10 protein-coding genes, 1 other RNA gene and 3 pseudogenes are annotated in these 20,402 nt (G+C 59.8%); 8 read left to right on the top strand and 6 right to left on the bottom strand.

What is annotated here, in order from left to right; genetic code table 11:
* Positions 1–2: 2 nt before the first annotated feature.
* The gene (xdhB, locus tag JFV26_RS13100) at positions 3–2,405 is read right to left on the bottom strand and encodes a xanthine dehydrogenase molybdopterin binding subunit (protein WP_201192954.1); all 2,403 of its coding nucleotides are present in this window, start codon (positions 2,403–2,405) and stop codon (positions 3–5) included.
* Positions 2,398–3,851: pseudogene (gene xdhA, locus JFV26_RS13095) on the bottom strand (xanthine dehydrogenase small subunit). Before xdhA ends, xdhB begins: the two are co-directional and overlap by 8 nt.
* Before the next feature lie 269 nt (positions 3,852–4,120).
* Here xdhA and JFV26_RS13090 point away from each other — a divergent pair.
* The 5 genes and pseudogenes from JFV26_RS13090 to JFV26_RS13070 all read left to right on the top strand — a co-directional run bounded on the left by JFV26_RS13090 (position 4,121) and on the right by JFV26_RS13070 (position 13,276).
* Positions 4,121–4,780 carry a GntR family transcriptional regulator gene (locus tag JFV26_RS13090; RefSeq protein ID WP_201192952.1) on the top strand — a complete coding sequence of 220 codons (660 nt, stop codon included), beginning with the start codon at positions 4,121–4,123 and terminating at the stop codon, positions 4,778–4,780.
* A 2-nt stretch (positions 4,781–4,782) separates the two neighbouring features.
* Positions 4,783–8,271 (top strand): chromosome segregation protein SMC, encoded by a 3,489-nt coding sequence (smc, locus tag JFV26_RS13085; protein WP_201192949.1) that lies wholly within the window; start codon positions 4,783–4,785, stop codon positions 8,269–8,271.
* Positions 8,272–8,529: 258 nt separating this feature from the next.
* Positions 8,530–9,383 (top strand): annotated as a pseudogene (gene zipA / locus JFV26_RS13080) (cell division protein ZipA).
* A 152-nt stretch (positions 9,384–9,535) separates the two neighbouring features.
* Complete coding sequence (gene ligA / locus JFV26_RS13075; protein WP_201192948.1) at positions 9,536–11,893, top strand: NAD-dependent DNA ligase LigA; 2,358 nt, start codon at positions 9,536–9,538, stop codon at positions 11,891–11,893.
* A gap of 220 nt (positions 11,894–12,113) precedes the next feature.
* Positions 12,114–13,276, top strand: a pseudogene (locus tag JFV26_RS13070) (zinc-binding metallopeptidase family protein).
* On the opposite strand, the gene JFV26_RS13065 reads toward JFV26_RS13070, so the two are convergent.
* Positions 13,193–13,387: a hypothetical protein gene (locus JFV26_RS13065; RefSeq protein ID WP_201193171.1), complete on the bottom strand. Its 195-nt coding sequence runs from the start codon at positions 13,385–13,387 to the stop codon at positions 13,193–13,195. The pseudogene JFV26_RS13070 and the gene JFV26_RS13065 sit on opposite strands and share 84 nt — an antisense overlap.
* Positions 13,388–13,477: 90 nt before the next feature.
* Between JFV26_RS13065 and ffs the strand changes: the two genes are divergently transcribed.
* Positions 13,478–13,574: signal recognition particle sRNA small type (gene ffs, locus JFV26_RS13060), an RNA gene on the top strand.
* A gap of 184 nt (positions 13,575–13,758) precedes the next feature.
* On the opposite strand, the gene JFV26_RS13055 is transcribed toward ffs, so the two are convergent.
* Both JFV26_RS13055 and JFV26_RS13050 read right to left on the bottom strand, forming a co-directional pair.
* Positions 13,759–14,667 carry a DUF2167 domain-containing protein gene (locus JFV26_RS13055; RefSeq protein ID WP_201192947.1) on the bottom strand — a complete coding sequence of 303 codons (909 nt, stop codon included), beginning with the start codon at positions 14,665–14,667 and terminating at the stop codon, positions 13,759–13,761.
* Positions 14,668–14,829: 162 nt separating this feature from the next.
* Positions 14,830–15,144 (bottom strand): helix-turn-helix domain-containing protein, encoded by a 315-nt coding sequence (locus JFV26_RS13050; protein WP_201192946.1) that lies wholly within the window; start codon positions 15,142–15,144, stop codon positions 14,830–14,832.
* Positions 15,145–15,560: 416 nt separating this feature from the next.
* On the opposite strand from JFV26_RS13050, the gene JFV26_RS13045 reads away from it, so the two are divergent.
* A complete protein-coding gene (locus JFV26_RS13045; protein ID WP_201192945.1) occupies positions 15,561–17,261 on the top strand; it encodes a putative bifunctional diguanylate cyclase/phosphodiesterase in 1,701 nt (566 codons plus the stop codon).
* Positions 17,262–17,402: 141 nt separating this feature from the next.
* Here JFV26_RS13045 and JFV26_RS13040 read toward each other — a convergent pair whose 3' ends face one another.
* Entirely contained in the window at positions 17,403–18,152 is a 750-nt protein-coding gene (locus JFV26_RS13040; protein WP_201192943.1) for a substrate-binding periplasmic protein, read from the bottom strand.
* Between the two features lie 145 nt (positions 18,153–18,297).
* Between JFV26_RS13040 and dnaX the strand changes: the two genes are divergently transcribed.
* The gene (gene dnaX / locus JFV26_RS13035; protein ID WP_201192941.1) at positions 18,298–20,388 is read left to right on the top strand and encodes a DNA polymerase III subunit gamma/tau; all 2,091 of its coding nucleotides are present in this window, start codon (positions 18,298–18,300) and stop codon (positions 20,386–20,388) included.
* Positions 20,389–20,402: the final 14 nt, after the last annotated feature.

The raw sequence follows: 20,402 nt of genomic DNA, 5'->3' as shown, positions 1-20,402 counted from the left end.
TCTTAGAGCGAAGCCAACTCCGCCGGCTCAGCCTCGACCGCCTTCGCCACCTTCAACTTGCGCATCTGCTCACAGCCCCACAACACCCGCTCCGGGGTCGCCGGTGCGTCGATGTTCGGTTGATGTTTGTAGTCACCCAGGCTGGCCACGGCGTCCTTGATCGCACACCACGAGGCGATGCCGAGCATGAACGGCGGCTCGCCGACAGCCTTGGAGTGAAACACCGTGTCTTCCGGGTTCTTGCGGTTTTCCACCAGCTTCACCCGCAGGTCCAGCGGCATGTCCGCCACGGCCGGGATTTTGTAGCTCGCCGGGCCGTTGGTCATCAGCTTGCCCTTGTTGTTCCACACCAGTTCTTCCATGGTCAGCCAACCCATGCCCTGGATGAAACCGCCCTCGACCTGACCGATGTCGATCGCCGGGTTCAGCGAGGCGCCGACGTCATGAAGAATATCGGTGCGCAGCATTTTGTATTCGCCGGTCAGGGTGTCGACGATCACCTCGCAGCACGCCGCACCGAAGGCAAAGTAGTAGAACGGGCGACCACGGGCCTGACTGCGGTCGTAGAAGATTTTCGGGGTCTTGTAGAACCCGGTGCTCGACAACGAGACCTGAGCGAAATACGCCTGCTGGATCAGCGTTTCGAAGGTCAGGATGTGATCGCGAACCCGCACATGACCGTTGTGGAATTCCACGTCTTCTTCGCTGACCTTGTAGTGCCGCGAGGCAAATTCCACCAAGCGTTTCTTGATAATTTCCGCTGCGTTCTGCGCGGCTTTACCGTTCAGGTCCGCGCCGCTGGAAGCGGCGGTCGGCGAGGTGTTTGGCACCTTGTCGGTGTTGGTCGCAGTGATCTGCACGCGGTCCATTTCCACCTGGAATACCTCGGCCACGACCTGCGCGACTTTGGTGTTCAGGCCCTGGCCCATTTCGGTGCCGCCGTGGTTCAGGTGAATGCTGCCGTCAGTGTAGATGTGGATCAGCGCACCGGCCTGGTTGAGGAAGCTGGCGGTGAACGAGATGCCGAATTTCACCGGGGTCAGCGCCAGGCCTTTTTTCAGGATCGGGCTGTTCGCGTTGTAGCGACGGATCGCTTCACGGCGCTCGGCGTACTGGCTGCTTTCTTCCAGTTCGGCGGTCATCTCCTCGAGCATGTTGTGCTCGACGGTCTGGTAGTAATGGGTGACGTTGCGTTCGGTCTTGCCGTAGTAGTTGGCCTTGCGCACGGCCAGCGGATCGAGGGCCAGATGCCTGGCGATGGCGTCCATCACTTCTTCGATGGCGACCATGCCTTGCGGCCCGCCGAAGCCACGGTAAGCGGTGTTCGACGCGGTGTTGGTCTTGCAGCGGTGACCGTTGATGGTCGCGTCGCCCAGGTAATACGAGTTGTCGGCGTGGAACATCGCACGGTCGACAATCGATGCCGACAGGTCCGGCGAGCAGCCGCAGTTACCGGCCAGTTCCAGAGCGATGCCGTGCAGGCGACCGGTGCTGTCGAAACCCACGTCGTACTCGACGTAGAACGGGTGACGCTTGCCGGTCATCAGCATGTCTTCGACCCGCGGCAGGCGCATCTTGGTCGGCTGGCCGGTGAGGTGCGCGATGACGGCGCAGAGGCATGCCGGGCTCGCGGCCTGGGTTTCCTTGCCGCCGAAACCTCCGCCCATACGGCGCATGTCGACGACGATCTTGTTCATCGACACGTCGAGAACTTCGGCCACCAGCTTCTGTACTTCGGTCGGGTTTTGCGTGGAGCAGTAGACGATCATCCCGCCGTCTTCGGTCGGCATCACCGAAGAGATCTGGGTTTCGAGGTAGAAGTGCTCCTGGCCGCCAATGTGCAGCGTGCCCTGGATGCGGTGCTCTGCGGTAGAGAGTGCAGTTGCCGAATCGCCACGCTGATGTGTATGGCTGTCGAGCACGAAGTGGCGCTTGCGCAACGCTTCAACCACGTCCAGCACCGGTTCCAGGTCTTCGTATTCGATGATTGCGGCCATCGCGGCTTTGCGTGCGGTTTCCAGATCCTTCGCGGCAACGGCAAGCACCGGCTGACCGACAAATTGCACATCATCAATCGCCAGCAGCGGATCGCCCGGCAGCAACGGGCCGATGTCTTTCAGGCCCGGCACGTCTTCGTGGGTGATGGCGATGCGCACGCCTTCGAAGGCGTAGCAGGGCTTGGTATCGATGCTGATGATTTTCGCGTGGGCGCGGTCCGACAGGCGTGCATACACGTGCAACTGGTTCGGGAATTCCAAGCGGTCGTCGATGTACTGCGCTTCACCGGACACGTGCTTGGCGGCGCTGTCGTGCTTGACGCTGCGGCCGACACCGGTGGTCAAGTCCTTGGCGAACAGTTCAGCCAGTTCGGCTTGGGTCTTCTCTACAGCGTGATGATTAGACATAAGCGGTCACCCGAGTCTCGATGTGCGGTGTTTGCAGTTCGATGAAATATTTGCGCAGCAGGTTTTGCGCGCTGAGCAGGCGGTATTCCTTGCTGGCGCGGAAGTCCGAGAGCGGTGTGAAATCTTCGGCCAGGGCTGCGCAGGCACGTTCGACGGTGGCGTTGTTCCATGGCGCGCCGAGCAATATGGCTTCGCAGCTTTTCGCGCGTTTTGGCGTGGCGGCCATGCCACCGAAGGCGACGCGGGCGTCGGCAATCACGCCGTTTTCGATGCGCAGGTTGAACGCGGCGCAGACGGCGGAAATGTCATCGTCCAGACGCTTGGAAACTTTGTAGGCACGGAACAGTTGTTCAGCACTGGCGCGGGGCACGATGATCTTTTCGATGAACTCGCTTTCCTGGCGCGCGGTGACCCGGTAGTCGATGAAGTAATCTTCGATGGCCAGGGTGCGGCGGGTTTCGCCCTTGCACAGGACGATCTGCGCGCCCAGGGCAATCAGCAGCGGCGGCGAGTCACCAATCGGTGAGGCGTTGCCGATGTTGCCGCCCAGGGTGCCCTGGTTACGAATCTGCAGCGACGCGAAGCGTTGCAGCAATTCGCCGAAGTCCGGGTATTCGGTTTTCAGCGCGTCGTAGCAATCGGAGAGGGCGGTTGCGGCGCCGATTTCCAGCCGATCGTCGAAGCGTTCGATGCGCTTCATTTCTGCGACGTTGCCGACGTAGATCATCACCGGCAAGGTGCGGTGGAACTGCGTGACTTCCAGCGCCAGATCCGTACCGCCGGCCAGCAGCCGGGCCTGTGGATAAGCGTCGTAGAGGTCGGCCAGATCAGCAACGGTCAGCGGCACCAGGCAGCGCTTGTCACCACTGTTGAGTTCACCGATGTCGGTGGGGGCGATGGACTTGAGGCGAGCGATGGTCTCGGCTTCACGGGCGTCGAACTGATCGGGCTGCTTGGCGCAGCAGGACTGCTCGGCGGCCTGGAGGATCGGTCGATAACCGGTGCAGCGGCAAAGATTGCCGGCCAGCGCTTCGTGAGCTTTATGAGCGTCGGCCTCGTCGCTGTTTTTTGCAGCGCGAACAGCGACATCACGAAGCCGGGGGTACAGAAGCCGCATTGCGAACCGTGGCACTCGACCATGGCTTTTTGCACGCTGTGCAGTTCGCCCTTGTGCTTGAGGTCTTCGACGCTGATCAATTGTTTGCCGTGCAGCGACGAAACGAACGTCAGGCACGAGTTGAGGCTGCGATAGCGAATGTGTTCGCGGCCGTCGTCATCCGTTTGCAACTCGCCGACCACCACGGTGCAGGCGCCGCAGTCACCGCTGGCGCAGCCTTCTTTGGTGCCGGGTTTGCCCACATGGTCGCGCAAGTAATTGAGCACGGTCAGGTTCGGGTCCAGGACGTGCTCGCTACGGAGTTCCTGGTTTAGTAAAAACTGGATCACGGAAGGCCTCGCAGACTCATTATTATTTGTGTAATCGACGTAGGATGAATCTATCAGATCTGATTGCACGGTCAATAATTTTCTGACTTTAGGGTCAGGAAATTTCACGTTTTGTTGATCAACGGCTTGTTTGGCCGTTATCGCATTCAGGGGTTGGTGTACTACAAGCGTGATTCATGCCAAAAACTGCTGAGTGGGCACTCCGCCATGTGCCCTCATCTGCGCTACACTGCGCCGCCTGTGCAGATCGAAGAGTTTGAAGGACAACCATGACGTTCAAGGCGCCGGATAGCCTCGCCGAGCAAATTGCTCACCACCTCGCCGAACGTATCATTCGCGGCGAAATGAAGCCGGGAGAGCGCATTCAGGAACAGAAGGTCACGCTGGCCCTCAATGTCAGCCGCGGTTCGGTCCGTGAGGCCTTGCTGATTCTTGAGCGCCGCCACCTGATCGCAATCCTGCCGCGACGTGGCGCCCATGTTACTGAACTCACCGCGCACAAGGTCCAAAGCCTGTGCACGCTGATGAGCGAGCTCTATATCTTGCTCGGTAACGCCGTGGCCACCGGCTGGCAAGTCCAGGCCGACCTGGCGCCGTTCGTGCAGATCCAGCAGCGCCTGGTTTCCAGCTACGAGCGTCAGGACATCCGCACGTTCGTCGACGACAGCTTCAGTGTGATGCGCGCCGCGTATCCGTTCGCCGACAATCCGTACCTGCAGGAAACCGTCGAGAATCTGCAGCCAGCCATGAGCCGCGCGTATTTCCTCGCCCTGGAACAACGTAAAGCCGAGATGAGCGAGTTTCTGGAGTTGTTCGAACGCTTGCTCGCCGCGGTGATCGCCCGTGACTTTCCGCAGATTCGCGAAGTGCTGACGGCGTATGCCCAGCGCAGTAGCGATCTGGTGGTTTCTGCCCTGACGGACGCTTAAGCGTGCGGCTCAAGTGCATCAAGCTGGCGGGGTTCAAATCCTTCGTCGACCCGACCACGGTGAACTTCCCCAGTAACATGGCGGCGGTGGTCGGGCCCAATGGTTGCGGCAAGTCGAACATCATCGACGCCGTGCGTTGGGTGATGGGCGAGAGCTCGGCCAAGAACCTGCGCGGCGAGTCGATGACTGACGTCATCTTCAACGGCTCCACCAGCCGTAAACCGGTGAGCCAGGCGAGCATCGAACTGGTCTTCGACAACTCTGACGGCACCCTGCTCGGCGAATACGCCGCCTATGCGGAAATTTCCATTCGCCGCAAAGTGACCCGCGACAGCCAGACCACTTACTACCTCAACGGTACCAAATGCCGTCGGCGCGATATCACCGACATCTTTCTTGGGACCGGCCTGGGCCCGCGCAGCTACTCGATCATCGAGCAGGGGATGATCTCCAAGCTGATCGAGTCCAAGCCCGAAGACCTGCGCAACTTTATTGAAGAAGCGGCGGGGATCTCCAAGTACAAGGAGCGCCGGCGCGAGACTGAAAACCGTATTCGCCGCACCCATGAAAACCTCGCCCGCCTGTCTGACTTGCGTGAGGAGCTTGAGCGTCAGCTCGAACGCTTGCACCGCCAGGCCGAGTCCGCCAGGAAGTATCAGGAATACAAGGGCGAAGAGCGTCAGCTCAAGGCCCAGCTGTCGGCCCTGCGCTGGCAGGCGTTGAACGAGCAGGTCGGTGAGCGCGAAGCGATTATCGGCACTCAGGAAATCACTTTCGAAGCCCTGGTCGCCGAGCAGCGCAACGCCGATGCGGCGATTGAACGCCTGCGTGACGGTCACCACGACCTCTCAGAGCGCTTCAATCTGGTGCAAGGGCGCTTCTATTCGGTCGGCGGCGACATCGCCCGGGTCGAGCAAAGCATCCAGCACGGTCAGCAGCGTTTGCGCCAGTTACAGGATGATCTGAAAGAGGCCGAACGCGCGCGACTGGAAACCGAATCGCACTTGGGTCACGACCGCACCTTGCTGCTGACCCTCGGCGAAGAGCTGGACCTGCTCACGCCGGAGCAGGAAATCACCAGCGCCGCCGCCGAAGAAGCCGCCGCTGCGCTGGAAGAATCCGAAACCACCATGCACGGCTGGCAGGAGCAGTGGGACACGTTCAACCTCACGGCCGCCGAGCCGCGTCGTCAGTCTGAAGTGCAGCAATCGCGAATCCAGCAGCTGGAAACCAGCATGGAACGTTTGGCTGATCGTCAGAAGCGTCTTGGCGAGGAGCGCACGTTGCTCTCGGCGGACCCGGAAGATGCGGCGATCATGGAACTCAGTGAACAACTTGCAGCGTCTGAGGCAACCCTCGAAGACTTGCAGGCCAGCGAAGAAGCCCAGGTCGAACGCCTTGAGCAACTGCGTCAGGAATTACAGCACGCATTGACCGCGCAGCAACAGGCCCAAGGCGATTTGCAGCGCCTCAACGGTCGTCTCGCGTCCCTTGAAGCCTTGCAGCAAGCCGCGCTCGATCCAGGCACCGGCACGGCTGAATGGTTGCGTGAACAGCATCTGGCAGACCGTCCGCGCCTGGCTGAAGGCTTGAAGGTTGAAGCCGGCTGGGAAATGGCGGTGGAAACCGTGCTCGGCGCCGACCTGCAAGCGGTGCTGGTGGATGACTTCGGCGATTTCGATCTGGCCGGGTTTGCCCAAGGTGATTTGCGTTTGCTCAGCCCTGCCAGCGATGGCGTGCGCGTGGCCGGCAGTTTGCTCGACAAGGTCGAAGCGCCAATCGATCTATCGCCGTGGCTGGGGCAGGTCAAACCGGTGGATAGCCTTGAACAGGCCTTGGCGTTACGCGCTCGATTGGCGCCCGGCGAAAGCTTGATCAGTCGTGACGGTTACTGGGTCGGCCGGCACTTTTTACGCGTGCGCCGGGCCAGCGAAGCCGAAAGCGGCGTGCTCGCCCGTGGCCAGGAAATCCAGCGCCTGGGCCTTGAACGCGAAGAGCGCGAAGCCTCGGTCGAAACCCTGGAAACCCAACTTCAAACTCTCAGGGCGCAACAGCGTCAGCAGGAAAACGGTCGCGAACATTTGCGCCGTTTGCTGCAAGACGAAGCCCGTCAACAAGGTGAATTGAAAGCCCAGTTGTCCGCCGGTAAAGCCAAGGCTGAACAACTGACCCTGCGCCGTACTCGTCTCGACGAAGAGCTCACCGAACTGAGCGAGCAGCGGGCGCTGGAACACGAAAACATCGGCGAAGCGCGCCTGCAATTGCAGGACGCCCTCGACAGCATGGCGCTGGACACCGAGCAGCGCGAGTTGCTGCTGGCCCAGCGCGACAGCTTGCGCGAGCGCCTCGACCGGGCGCGTCAGGAAGCCCGGCAGCATAAGGATCACGCGCATCAACTGGCGGTGCGTCTGGGCTCGCTCAAGGCGCAACACGACTCGACGCGTCAGGCACTGGAGCGGCTGGAGATGCAGTCCGAGCGCCTGACCGAGAAGCGCGAGCAACTGAGTCTGAATCTGGAGGAGGGCGAGGCGCCGCTGGAAGAGTTGCGCCTGAAGCTCGAAGAGTTGCTCGACAAGCGCATGACTGTCGACGAAGAACTCAAGACCGCGCAAATGGCCATGGAAGACGCCGACCGCGAGCTACGTGATGCCGAGAAGCGCCGCAATCAGGCCGAGCAGCAATCGCAGTTGATCCGCGGTCAACTTGAACACCAGCGTATGGAATGGCAAGCCCTGACCGTGCGCCGCAAGACCCTCGAGGATCAGTTGCTGGAAGACGGCTACGACCTCCACGGCGTGATCGCGACCCTGGTGGCCGAAGCCAACGAAAAAGAGGCTGAGGAAGAGTTGGAGCGCATCGCCGCACGCATTGCGCGTCTGGGTGCGATCAACTTGGCGGCCATTGACGAATACACGCAACAGTCCGAACGTAAACGTTATCTGGATGCCCAGAACGACGATCTGGTGGAAGCGCTGGATACGCTGGAAAACGTCATTCGCAAGATCGACAAGGAAACCCGCAACCGCTTCAAAGATACCTTTGATCAGATCAATGCCGGTATTCAGGCACTTTTCCCAAAAGTTTTCGGTGGAGGCCGCGCGTATTTGGAACTGACGGGCGAAGATCTACTCGATACAGGGGTAACGATCATGGCGCAGCCGCCAGGGAAGAAGAACAGCACCATCCATTTGCTCTCCGGTGGCGAAAAAGCCCTGACGGCTCTGGCTCTGGTTTTTGCGATCTTCAAGTTGAACCCGGCGCCGTTCTGCATGCTCGATGAAGTTGATGCGCCATTGGATGACGCTAACGTTGGACGCTATGCAAGACTGGTCAAAGAGATGTCGCAGACGGTGCAGTTCATCTATATCACCCACAACAAGATCGCCATGGAAATGGCCGATCAACTGATGGGGGTGACAATGCACGAGCCGGGTTGCTCACGCTTGGTAGCAGTGGATGTCGAGGAGGCGATGGCGATGGTGGATGCCTGAGTCGCTGGCGGTAGGGCAAGTATTCAAGCGTTGCAGGCTTATTTACTTTCTCTTTACTTGCTGGCCAATCGACATATTCGCTGAAGCCATGGTGACAGACGGTGTAAAGTTGCCTTTGGTCGTGCTAGTTTAATGTCAATTTTTCGTATACGTGGGCAAAACGCCTGTCAGAACATAGAGTTGGCGCCACGTTTTAAAGCGGTTTGCACGTTGTAAGCCCCTTATTTTTCAGCATTTTTTATAGAGGCACGGGATTACATGGAAATCGGTCTGCGCGAGTGGCTGATCGTCATCGGCATTATTGTCATTGCCGGTATTCTTTTCGATGGCTGGCGTCGCATGCGCGGCGGCAAGGGAAAACTTAAATTCCGTCTTGATCGAAGTCTGTCCAACCTGCCGGACGAGGACACCAGCGCCGAGCTGTTGGGCCCGCCACGGGTGCTGGATACCCATAAAGAGCCGCAACTGGATGAGCATGACCTGCCGTCCGTGAGCATGCCGGCCGGGAGCCCCGCGAGTCGGGTTCCAAGCGCGGCAAGCGTGGCCATGGCGAGCCTTCCCAGGGCGACATGAACCTCAGCCTCGATCTGGACGGCGGCCCGAGCTTCAGCAGTCGTGACGACGATTTCCCGGATGACGCCAAGTCTGCACCTGCGGTCAGCGAAAAAGAGCAGCCACAAGCCGAAGAAGTGCTGGTGATCAGCGTGATCTGCCGCGACGCTGCCGGCTTCAAAGGCCCGGCGCTGTTGCAGAATATTCTGGAAAGCGGCCTGCGTTTCGGCGAGATGGATATTTTCCATCGCCACGAAAGCATGGCGGGTAACGGCGAAGTGCTGTTCTCCATGGCCAATGCGGTCAAGCCGGGCATCTTTGATCTGGACGACATCGATCACTTCAGCACGCCGGCGGTGAGCTTCTTCCTCGGCCTGCCAGGCCCGCGTCATCCGAAGCAAGCCTTCGATGTGATGGTGGCTGCAGCACGCAAGCTGTCCCAGGAGCTGAACGGCGAATTGAAAGACGATCAGCGCAGCGTGCTGACCGCCCAGACGATCGAACACTACCGTCAGCGCATCGTTGAATTCGAACGTCGTGCATTGACCCAGAAACGCTAAAGTCAAAAGATCGCAGCCTCGTTTCACTCGACAGCTCCTACAGGTATCTCGAAATTACTGTAGGAGCTGTCGAGTGAAACGAGGCTGCGATCTCTTGATCTTGATGAGATTGAGCAGCCTCGGCTGCTCTTTTGCTTTATGAGAGAACACCCATGACCGCCGCCAAAAACCGCATTCTAGAGCTGCGCGCTGAGCTGGATCAGCACAACTATCGCTATCACGTGATGGACGAGCCGAGCATTCCGGACGCCGAGTACGACCGGTTGTTCCATGAGCTCAAAGCCCTCGAAGCGGCCAACCCTGAACTGATCACCAGCGACTCGCCGACTCAGCGCGTCGGCAGCGCGGCGCTGTCGGCGTTCACCCAGGTGCGCCACGAAGTGCCGATGCTCAGCCTCGGCAACGCCTTCGAAGAAACCGACATGCGCGAATTTGATCGTCGGGTGACCGAAGGCCTCGACCTGCCGGCCGGCGACCTGTTCGGTGGCGGCGCGGCGGTGGAATACAGCTGTGAACCGAAACTCGATGGCCTGGCGGTCAGCCTGTTGTATCAGGACGGCGTGCTGGTACGCGGCGCCACGCGCGGCGACGGCACCACCGGCGAAGACATCAGCGTCAACGTGCGCACCGTGCGCAACATTCCGCTCAAGCTGCACGGCACTGGCTGGCCGGCGACGCTTGAAGTGCGCGGCGAAGTGTTCATGTCCAAGGCCGGTTTCGAACGGCTCAACGCCACGCAACTGGAAGTCGGCGGCAAGACCTTCGCCAATCCGCGTAATGCGGCGGCCGGCAGCTTGCGGCAGCTGGATTCGAAGATCACCGCCAACCGGCCACTGGAATTCTGCTGCTACGGCATCGGCCAGATGTCGGCCGACATTGCCGACACGCACATCGGCAATCTCAAGCAGTTGCAGGTCTGGGGCATGCCGATCAGCCATGAGCTGAAACTGGCCCATGGCATCGATGAATGCCTGGATTATTACCGTGACATTGGCGAGCGCCGCAACGGTCTGGCCTACGAAATCGATGGCGTGGTGTTCAAGGTCAACAGCATTGCCTCGCAGCGTGAGCTGGGTTTTCGCGCGCGCGAACCGCGTTGGGCGATTGCGCACAAATTCCCGGCGATGGAAGAACTCACCGAGTTGCTCGACGTGGAATTCCAGGTCGGTCGCACTGGCGCGGTGACGCCGGTCGCTCGCTTGAAACCGGTCAAGGTCGCTGGCGTGACCGTGGCCAACGCGACGCTGCACAACATGGACGAAGTGGCGCGCCTGGGGTTGATGATCGGCGACACGGTGATCATCCGCCGCGCTGGCGATGTGATCCCGCAAGTGGTGCAAGTTGTCCTTGAGCGTCGTCCAGAAGACGCGCGGCCGGTGCAGATTCCCGAGCGATGCCCGGTGTGCGGGTCCCATGTCGAGCGCACGCAACTGGTCAAACGCAGCAAAGGTCGCGAGACCGTCAGCGAAGGCGCGGTGTATCGCTGCGTCGGTCGTCTGGCCTGTGGCGCGCAGTTGAAGCAGGCGATCATCCACTTCGTCTCCCGTCGCGCCATGGACATCGAAGGCCTGGGCGACAAGAGCGTCGAGCAACTGGTGGATGAAGGCCTGGTGAGTTCGCCGGCCGATCTGTATGCGCTGAAGTTCGAAGACATTGTCGACCTGGAAGGCTTTGCCGAGCTGTCGAGCAAGAAGCTGCTCGGCGCCATCGAGGACAGCAAAAAGCCGAGCCTGGCACGCTTCATCTACGCCCTCGGTATTCCCGATGTCGGCGAAGAGACGGCCAAGGTGCTGGCACGCTCTCTGGGTTCGCTGGAGCGGGTTCAGCAGGCGTTGCCGCAAGTGTTGACGTACTTGCCGGATGTTGGCCTGGAAGTGGCTTATGAGATTCACCGTTTCTTTGAAGATGCACATAACCAGCAAGTGATTGCCGAGTTGCTCAAGCACGGTTTGCAGATTCAGGATCAAGGCGAATTGGGCGCGGAGTTTTCCGCCAGCACCACCCTTGGTGGTTTCCTCGACAAGTTGCACATCCCCTCGGTGGGGCCGGGCGGGGCGCAGAAACTGGCGGACAAGTTCGGCTCGCTGGAGGGCGTGTTCGGCGCTGACTGGCTGGACATGCGTCAGGCATTGCCGGAGAAGCAGGCGAATTCGGTTCGCGAATTTTTCGCTGTCGAAGAAAATCGCCAGATCGCTGAGGCGGCCGAGAAGCAATTGCGTGATTTCGGCATGCACTGGCAGAGCGAGAAGAAAGTCGTCGAAGGCTTGCCACTGGCCGGGCAGACCTGGGTATTGACCGGTTCGCTCGAATTGATGAGCCGTGATGTGGCCAAAGAGAAGCTTGAGGGGCTTGGCGCCAAAGTGGCGGGTTCGGTGTCGGCCAAGACTCATTGTGTGGTGGCCGGGCCGGGGGCAGGCTCCAAATTGGCCAAGGCCAATGAGCTGGGGCTGAAGGTGCTGGATGAAGAGGCGTTTGTGGTGTTCTTGAAGGAGCACGGCATTTCGGTCTGACGGCGGCGGATTCAAAACTGGCAAGATCGCAGCCTTCGGCAGCTCCTACGTTGACGGCGGGTATCGACATTTTCGGGTGAACCTCCGATTCTGCGGATGGACGTCAATCCCGTAGGAGCTGCCGAAGGCTGCGATCTTTTGATTTTCCCCCTCATAAAATGCGGGAACGATCTCTGCGCCAGAATGATCTAGTCTTGGCACCCCTCAGGGAGAGTTCGCCATGTACCGTTTCTTCGAACAGCTCAGTTCCCGTATCGCCGCGCCTTTCATCGGCGAGAGTTCGCGCAACAGCAGGGTCTGGCATTGCCGCTGCGGGCAGTCGCTGTTCTTTCGCAACAGCCAGTGCCTGGCCTGTTCGGCGGCGCTGGGCTATCAGCCGGAGCAGAGTCGCTTGTCGTCGCTGCAACCCGGCCCGCAAACGGACACCTGGCTGCTCGACGCCGATCCCGAGGCCGGCGTATTCCGCCGCTGCGCCAATCTCGATTCCCCGGCCGCGTGTAACTGGCTGCTCCCCGCCAACGACCACGATGCGCTGTGCATCGCCTGTAGCCTGAATCACACCATCCCTGATCTATCGATTGCCGAAAACCCTGAGCGCTGGTGCAAGGTCGAAACGGCCAAGCGCCGACTGATCGCGCAACTGTTCAGCTTGGGCTTGCAGGTCATCCCGAAAACCGTGAATGAAGAAACGGGCCTGGCCTTCGACTTCATCGGCATCGACCTTGAAGGCAAGTTGCCGACCACGGGGCACGCCAATGGCCTGATCACCCTTGATGTCAAAGAAGCCGATGATGCCCACCGCGAACAGGTGCGGGTACAGATGCACGAACCGTATCGCACGTTGCTCGGGCACTTTCGTCATGAGGTCGGTCATTACTACTGGGATCGACTGATCGCCAACAGTCAGTGGCTGGAGCCGTTTCGTGGTCTATTCGGCGACGAGCGCGCCAGTTACGCGCAATCCCTTGAGCGGCACTATCAGCAAGGCGCGCCACCGGACTGGCAACAACATTACGTCAGCGCCTATGCGACGATGCACCCGTGGGAAGACTGGGCCGAAACCTGGGCGCACTACCTGCACATGATGGACGCCGTGGACACCGCCCTGGGCTTTGGCATGAGTGCCCGGAAATGGACTTCGATTACCAGCCATTTCCATCCAGCACGCTCTACGACCCGCAGCATCCTGGCGGCACGGCGTTCCTGTCGTTCGTCAATGCGTGGATCGAGTTGGCCGGCATGCTCAACGAGTTGTCTCGGAGCATGGGGCAGCCGGATTTCTATCCATTCGTGCTGCCATCATCGGTGATCGCCAAGCTGCACTTCATCCACCTGGTGATCCAGCAGGAGGGTGGCAGGGCAGATGAGGCGTTGGCGCAATAGGATCAAAAGATTGCAGCCTTTGGCAGCTCCTGCATGGATCGGCGTACACCCGTAGGAGTTGCCGAAGGCTGCGATCTTTTTGGGTCGCTGCATGTCCTTGACGCCACTCATATTTTTTAATCCGCCCGAACGGTTGTAACTTCGTATCAGATAGGTACAATGGCGCCGTTCGCCGTGAGGTGAGCGTCGTTATGGTGACCCCATCGGTCCCCCCGCAACGATTACCCGTGAACCTGGTCAGATCCGGAAGGAAGCAGCCACAGCGGGAACATTGTGTGCCGGGGTGTGGCTGATGGGGTTGCCTCCATAACGCCAAGTCTTCTGAATCGAGGCTTGAGCGCGCAACACCTTCCGATACAGCTCGTTCTAAAAACCTGATTTGTTGTTTGTCTGCTGCGCTGTCATGTAGCGGATTTTTCGTGCCTGGCGTTTGCTTCTCCTGCGCTGCCCGCGTCACCCGGCAGCGCAGAAGGCCCATCGTCTTAAGAAGACTTGCGGCTGAACAGCTTGCGCACAAAGCCTGCAATCACGACCAGTCCCACGACCAGGAACTTCTTCGCTGCCAGCAGGAAGATGCCGATCTTGGCAAACAGTCCGGCCTTCGCTGCCAGGCCGCCGCCCACCAGTGCCGCCAGGCCATAAGACGCCAGTTTATCGGTGCCAGGGCTGTAGTCGGTGTAGAGGTTGCCGTCGGTGAAGTTAGTGAAGGCGATGACTTTAGGCAGTTCTTGCTTGATGGTCGGCAAGTCCGCCATGGCGGCGACGGCATTCAATTCCAGGACACCTTTGCGGCCCAGTACGCGAATACTGTAGTTCAGGGTGCTGCCCTCGGCGTCATCGGATTTCAGTTCCCGGGCCCAGTACATTTTGTGGCTGGTTTCGTCGTAGTGCGGTTGCTCGGCCCAGCCCAGCAGGTGCAGGCCGGCATAGCCTTCCTTCTGGCGCGCCTTGTTGTCTTCTTCGTCCTCTTCCTGCATTTGCTTGAGCAGGTCGGCGTAGTCGATTTTTGCCGCATCTTCATCGGAAATATGCCCGTCGTCCTTGTAGCTGACGATCACACCCCAGCCGCTGGCGGTCAGTGGGTTCACGGCTTTTGGAATGATCATGCCCAGGGTCTTGTTGCCGGGCGGATTGCCCCAGCCCTCGGTCAGCAGGCGTTCGGTGTCTTGCGGGTCCAGGTAGTAAAACTCATCGTTGAGTTTCAGCGTTGCGATGCCGGAGGGCAGGGTGATGGTGCCGTGCTGTTGCTTCAGGGTGGCGAGAAACTGTTCCGGCGTTTGCTGCACCTCGGCCGCTTCGGTGGGGGCTGGCGGGGTGTTGCTGGCCGCTTGCGCGGGGTTGTGCAGTGCGCACAACAGCGCTGCCATGAGGATTGGGCGGAGGTATCTCATCGTATTCCCTTACATTTTGAATTAATTTCGCGCGCAGAATATCGGATGGCCACTATCGATGCACGTTCTTCAAAGCTCAAGGCCGGCGGTTTTTCAGGCGCCAGGAAGCGCAAAAGGCAGATTTATCGATATCCGATAAATCTGCCTTTTTCATTACTGGCACTAAGGCTTGGACAAGGCCTGGTCAACCGCAGCGATCAGCTTTCCCAGTTCCTTTGAGGTGGCTTTGTGTATGACGCTGAACAGGTACGCCCGCTGTTCGTCTTCATCGCCCAAATCTGCGAAAAACGCTTTCAGCTTCACGCCCAGCACATCGGCAAGCAGAAACAATGCTTCCACGCTGGGGGTATAGGTGCCGGTTTCGAAGCGGCTGATGGTTTTGGGGTCAAAACCGGTTTTTTCGCCGAGTTCAGCCTGAGTAAGCCCCGCGACCTTGCGATAGCGTCGGATGGCCGGACCCAAACTTGAAATTTGCATCGCTCAATTCCCATTTAGAATCAAGAACTTAACGATAGATTTTTGCATTAGACAACTGCATGATCCATCACCTTGCTTTGCAAAATGTGATGTATTTCGTAGAATCTCCGCTCAAAGGGGGCATTTGGTGACCTGCTTTCAGAAGTTGAGGCGATATGAAACAGCCAGCATTGCGTTCCATTGCCGGGTGTGCGGAGCGCGCCATGAGCGGCTCATTGCTTTGCAACATGTGAGCTGGGTCTCTGATTCCACTTTCGCCGAGGCCTTTGAGCCTAGTTGATCTTCGGCTGTCCCGGGGCCATCAAAGCTGTTCATGGAGTGATCTCGTGTCTCTGCGCAGTCCGTTTCAAAACATCTCTTCCGGGCATTGTGTGCTGGTCGAGCGGTACCACCGCTAGCGACAGTGAGCCTGACTCATGGAAGAGAATTACCGCAGGGCCGTGGATGCCGCCGCCATATTTTCCGAGACTGACCTGAGCGGCCGGATCACTTACGTCAATGAGCAGTTCTGCGCCATCTCCGGCTATAGCCGCGAGGAACTGATTGGGCAGAACCATCGCCTGCTCAATTCCGGCCTGCACCCTGCCGAATTCTTCGCCACCCTGTGGCGCACCATCGCCCTGGGCAATGTCTGGAAGGGCGAGATCTGTAATCGCGCCAAGGATGGCAGCCTGTACTGGGTCGACAGCACCATGGTGCCGGTGCTCGATGACGCCACCGGGCGGGTTCATCGTTATTTGTCGATTCGTTTCGATATCAGCGAAAAACGCCAACTGTTGCATTCACTGCAATGGCGGGTCGGGCATGACGTGCTGACGGGCTTGCCCAATCGCGCGTTTCTTTCGGACCTGCTGGATCAGGCGCTGGAGTTCTCCCGCAAGGAAAACATCCCGCTGGCGGTGTGCATGCTCGACCTCGATGGCTTCAAAGCCGTCAACGATGGCTACGGTCATGCCAGTGGCGATTTGTTGCTGGTGGAAGTGGCCAAGCGTTTGCGGGCAATCGTGCGGGGCGAAGATGTGGTGGCACGCCTGGCCGGCGATGAGTTCGTGCTGGTGCTGCGTTACGTGCGTGATCTACCGGAACTGCGCGCGGCGCTGAATCGGGTGCTGGGAACGATTTCGGCACCCTATTCGCTGCACGCCAAGGACATCAATGTGTTCGCCAGCATTGGCGTGACCCTGTTCCCCGACGACAACGAAGACGCCGAAACCCTGTTGCGCCACGCCGATCAGGCCATGTACGTGGCCAAGCAGCGCGGGCGCAATCGCTTTCACTTGTTCGATGTCTCCCGGGACCAGGAAGTCAAAGCCACCCATCAGACGGTCGAGCGGGTGCGCCAGGCCCTGGCCGCTGGCGAGTTGCGCCTGCATTTTCAGCCTAAGGTGAACATGCGCCGTGGCGAGGTCGTTGGTTTCGAGGCTTTGCTGCGCTGGGAGCATCCGCAAAACGGCCTGGTGCTGCCGCGAGAATTCTTGCCCCTGGTGGAGGAGACCGACCTGATCATCGACATTGGTGAGTGGGTGATGGATCAGGTCCTGGTGCAATTGCACCGCTGGCAGCAGGCGGGGCAGGGCTGGCCGGTCAGCATTAATATTGCGGCGCGACATTTTCAGCGGGCGGATTTCGTCGAACGCCTCAGGCTGGTGCTGGCACGGCATGCCCAGGTCTCACCGCAACTGCTGGACCTGGAAATCGTCGAGTCGGTAGCGGTCGAGAACATCCAGCATGTCAGCGCTTGCTTGCAGGCCTGTCAGGCGCTCGGGGTGCAGTTTTCATTGGGGGATTTCGGCACCGGTTACTCGTCCCTGAGCTACCTCAAGCGCCTGCACACGCAAACCATCAAGATAGATAAATCCTTTGTGCGCGACATTCTTCACGATCATGACGACCTGGCGCTGACCACCGCGGTGATCGGCCTTGCCCGGGCGTTTGGCCGGCAGGTGATCGCCGAGGGACTGGAAAGTATCGAGCACGGTCAATTGTTGCTGCGGCTGGGCTGCGAGGTGGCGCAAGGCTATTTCATCGCCCGGCCGATGCCGCCCGCCGAAGTGCCAGGCTGGGTTGCCGGGTTTGTTGCGCCGGCGCAGTGGCAGGTGCTGGATCAGGTTGGCTGAAGTCTTGTATTCACCACTAATCCCCTGTGGGAGCGGGCTTGCTCGCGAAAGCGTCAGTACATTCAACATGAGTGTGACTGACAAACCGCTTTCGCGAGCAAGCCCGCTCCACATTGATCCGGTGTTGATCAGAGAGATTGCTTAGGGTGTCGTCGGCTCCGCCCCAATATAAAGCCCGATTATGTCGTCAATCTCCCCCGACATTTTCATCCGCAGCAACGTACGCAAAATGCGCTGTACCGGCACGTTCGGGTCATTGCGCACATAGCAGCCGACCTTCTGCTCCTGCAGCACCGCCACGGCTTGCAACTGCTGGTCGGGCAGCAGGCGCTGGTTGAACCAGTCCAGGGTCCATTGATTGCTGACGGCGTAGCGATAGCGTCCGGACAGGAGTTTATCCAGCACTTGTTCCTGATTGCGCGCGTCTTCGCGTTGCAACTGGCCTGCATCGAACAGCGGTTGCAGTGTCGGATAGATGTAGCCAAGCACGGTGCCGATGGCCTCGTGCTGCAAGTCTGCGGGAAGCACTGACGAGGGTGGGCCTTTTCGGCTGACCAGCAGGTCGCGCTGCAGAAACAGCGGGATGCTCCAGATGTAATCCCCGGACTGATTCGGCAGCCACGATTGTGCGGCATAGCAGCGCACATCGACTTCGCCGTGTTCCATGGCGTTTTGCACCCGCGCCCGAGGCAACACATGAAACTCGGCCGGCACGCCGACCTGGGTCGCGAGGCTGAGCAGGATGTCGTAAAGGATGCCCTGGGTCGGCCGACCCTGCTCCAGTTGCACCATCGGCATGGCCCAACTGTCGGCCATGACGAAGCGCACCGGCGTGTCGGCGGCTGCGACGTTCAGGCAAAAGAACAACAAAGCCCCCAAGGCCAACCGCATAAACGCTCCGGTACTGATGAACCTTGAGCCGATAAATAGCCCCCTAAAATGCAGCTTAGCCAGATTAGACGAGCACACCGGATGCAATTTCAGGCCTGCTCCGCTAGCATTAGCCGCTTCTGTTCCTTCGTTGCGACGGTTTTCGATGAGTTATCAGGTTCTTGCACGTAAATGGCGTCCGCGCTCGTTCCGCGAAATGGTCGGCCAGACCCATGTGCTCAAGGCTCTGATCAATGCCTTGGACAGCCAGCGGCTGCACCACGCCTACCTGTTTACCGGGACGCGTGGTGTCGGCAAGACCACCATTGCACGAATCATTGCCAAATGCCTGAACTGTGAAACAGGCATCACTTCGACGCCGTGCGGCGAGTGCTCGGTGTGCCGCGAGATCGATGAAGGTCGCTTCGTCGACCTGATCGAAATCGACGCCGCGAGCCGGACCAAGGTCGAGGACACCCGCGAACTGCTCGACAACGTGCAATACGCCCCGAGCCGTGGGCGCTTCAAGGTCTACCTGATCGACGAAGTGCACATGCTCTCCAGCCATTCCTTCAATGCGCTGTTGAAAACCCTCGAAGAGCCGCCGCCCTACGTCAAGTTCATCCTGGCGACCACCGATCCGCAGAAACTTCCGGCAACGATTCTTTCGCGTTGCTTGCAGTTTTCCCTGAAGAACATGACGCCTGAGCGGGTGGTCGAGCATTTGACCCACGTACTGGGCGTCGAGCAGGTGCCGTTCGAAGACGATGCGCTGTGGTTGCTGGGTCGTGCCGCTGACGGTTCGATGCGTGACGCCATGAGCCTGACCGACCAGGCCATCGCCTTCGGTGAAGGCAAGGTCATGGCCGCCGACGTACGGGCGATGCTCGGTACGCTCGATCATGGTCAGGTGTTTGATGTCCTGCATTCGCTGATCGAAGGCGACGCCAAGGCATTGCTCGAAGCCGTTCGTCATCTGGCCGAGCAAGGCCCGGACTGGAACGGCGTGCTCTCGGAAATTCTTAACGTGCTGCACCGGGTTGCCATCGCCCAGGCCTTGCCTGAAGGGGTCGACAACGGCCACGGCGACCGTGACCGGGTGCTCGCACTGGCTCAGGCGTTGCCGGCCGAAGACGTACAGTTTTATTACCAGATGGGCTTGATCGGGCGCCGCGATTTGCCGCTGGCACCGGACCCGCGTGGCGGCTTTGAAATGGTCCTGCTGCGCATGCTGGCGTTCAGGCCGGCGGATACGGCGGACGCCCCCAGGCTTGCGCTAAAGCCAGTGGGGATCAGCCAGGCCACAGTTGATTCCGCAAACTCCGTGGCTGCCGTGCCTGTCATTGCGCCGGTAGTCGCTGCGGCAGTTACACCGGTTGTGGCGGCGCCAGTGGCGGCCGTTGTCGAGCCTGCTCCTGTGCCAGCGCCGGAACCCGAACCTGTTACGCCAGTGATCGTGGCCGAGCCTGTCGTTGAAGCGGTGGTGGTCAAGGAGGTCGTCGACCTGCCGTGGAATGACCCGGTAGAACCCGAAGTCATCCAGCAGCCGGCCGTCGAGCCCATGCTGGAAACCGCCAGCGAACAACCCGATTTGCCGCCGATGCCAATGCCTACGCCTGACAGCGTGGTGCCGGATGCGCCGGAATGGGCCGCCGCGCCCATCCCGGAACCGTCGGTGGCCGACGTCGATGCCGCCACGCCGGGCATCGACCTGGATGACGAGCCGCCGCTGGACGAGGACTACATCGAGCCGGACATCGACTCGGCCTACAGCTATCTCGACGAACTGGCCAGCGAACACACCGCCGAGCCGACGCCGGAACCCGAGCCAGAACCGGCGGCGATGCCGGCCACTGGTTTGGCGCTGCAATGGCTGGAGCTGTTCCCGAAACTGCCGATCTCCGGCATGACCGGCAGCATTGCCGCCAACTGCACGCTGATCGCCGTCGATGGCGACAACTGGCTGTTGCACCTGGACCCGGCCCACAGCGCCTTGTTCAACGCGACTCAACAGCGCCGCTTGAACGATGCCTTGAACCAGTTTCACGGCCGCACGCTGACCCTGACCATGGAGCTGATCAAGCCCGAGCAGGAAACCCCGGCCCAGGCCGCGTCCCGGCGCCGTGTGAACCGTCAGCGCGAGGCTGAGGAGTCGATTCACGGTGACCCGTTCATCCAGCAAATGATGCAGCAGTTCGGTGCGGTGGTCCGTAACGATACTATTGAGCCTGTCGACGCCCTGGTCAGTCAGGGCTAATAACTGAAGGTGTT

Origin of the sequence: Pseudomonas sp. TH31 (assembly GCF_016650815.1) — a bacterium.
Taxonomy (GTDB): Bacteria; Pseudomonadota; Gammaproteobacteria; order Pseudomonadales; family Pseudomonadaceae; genus Aquipseudomonas.
Note: the sequence above shows the minus strand (reverse complement) of the source record. Positions and strands in the feature narration are given on the sequence as shown.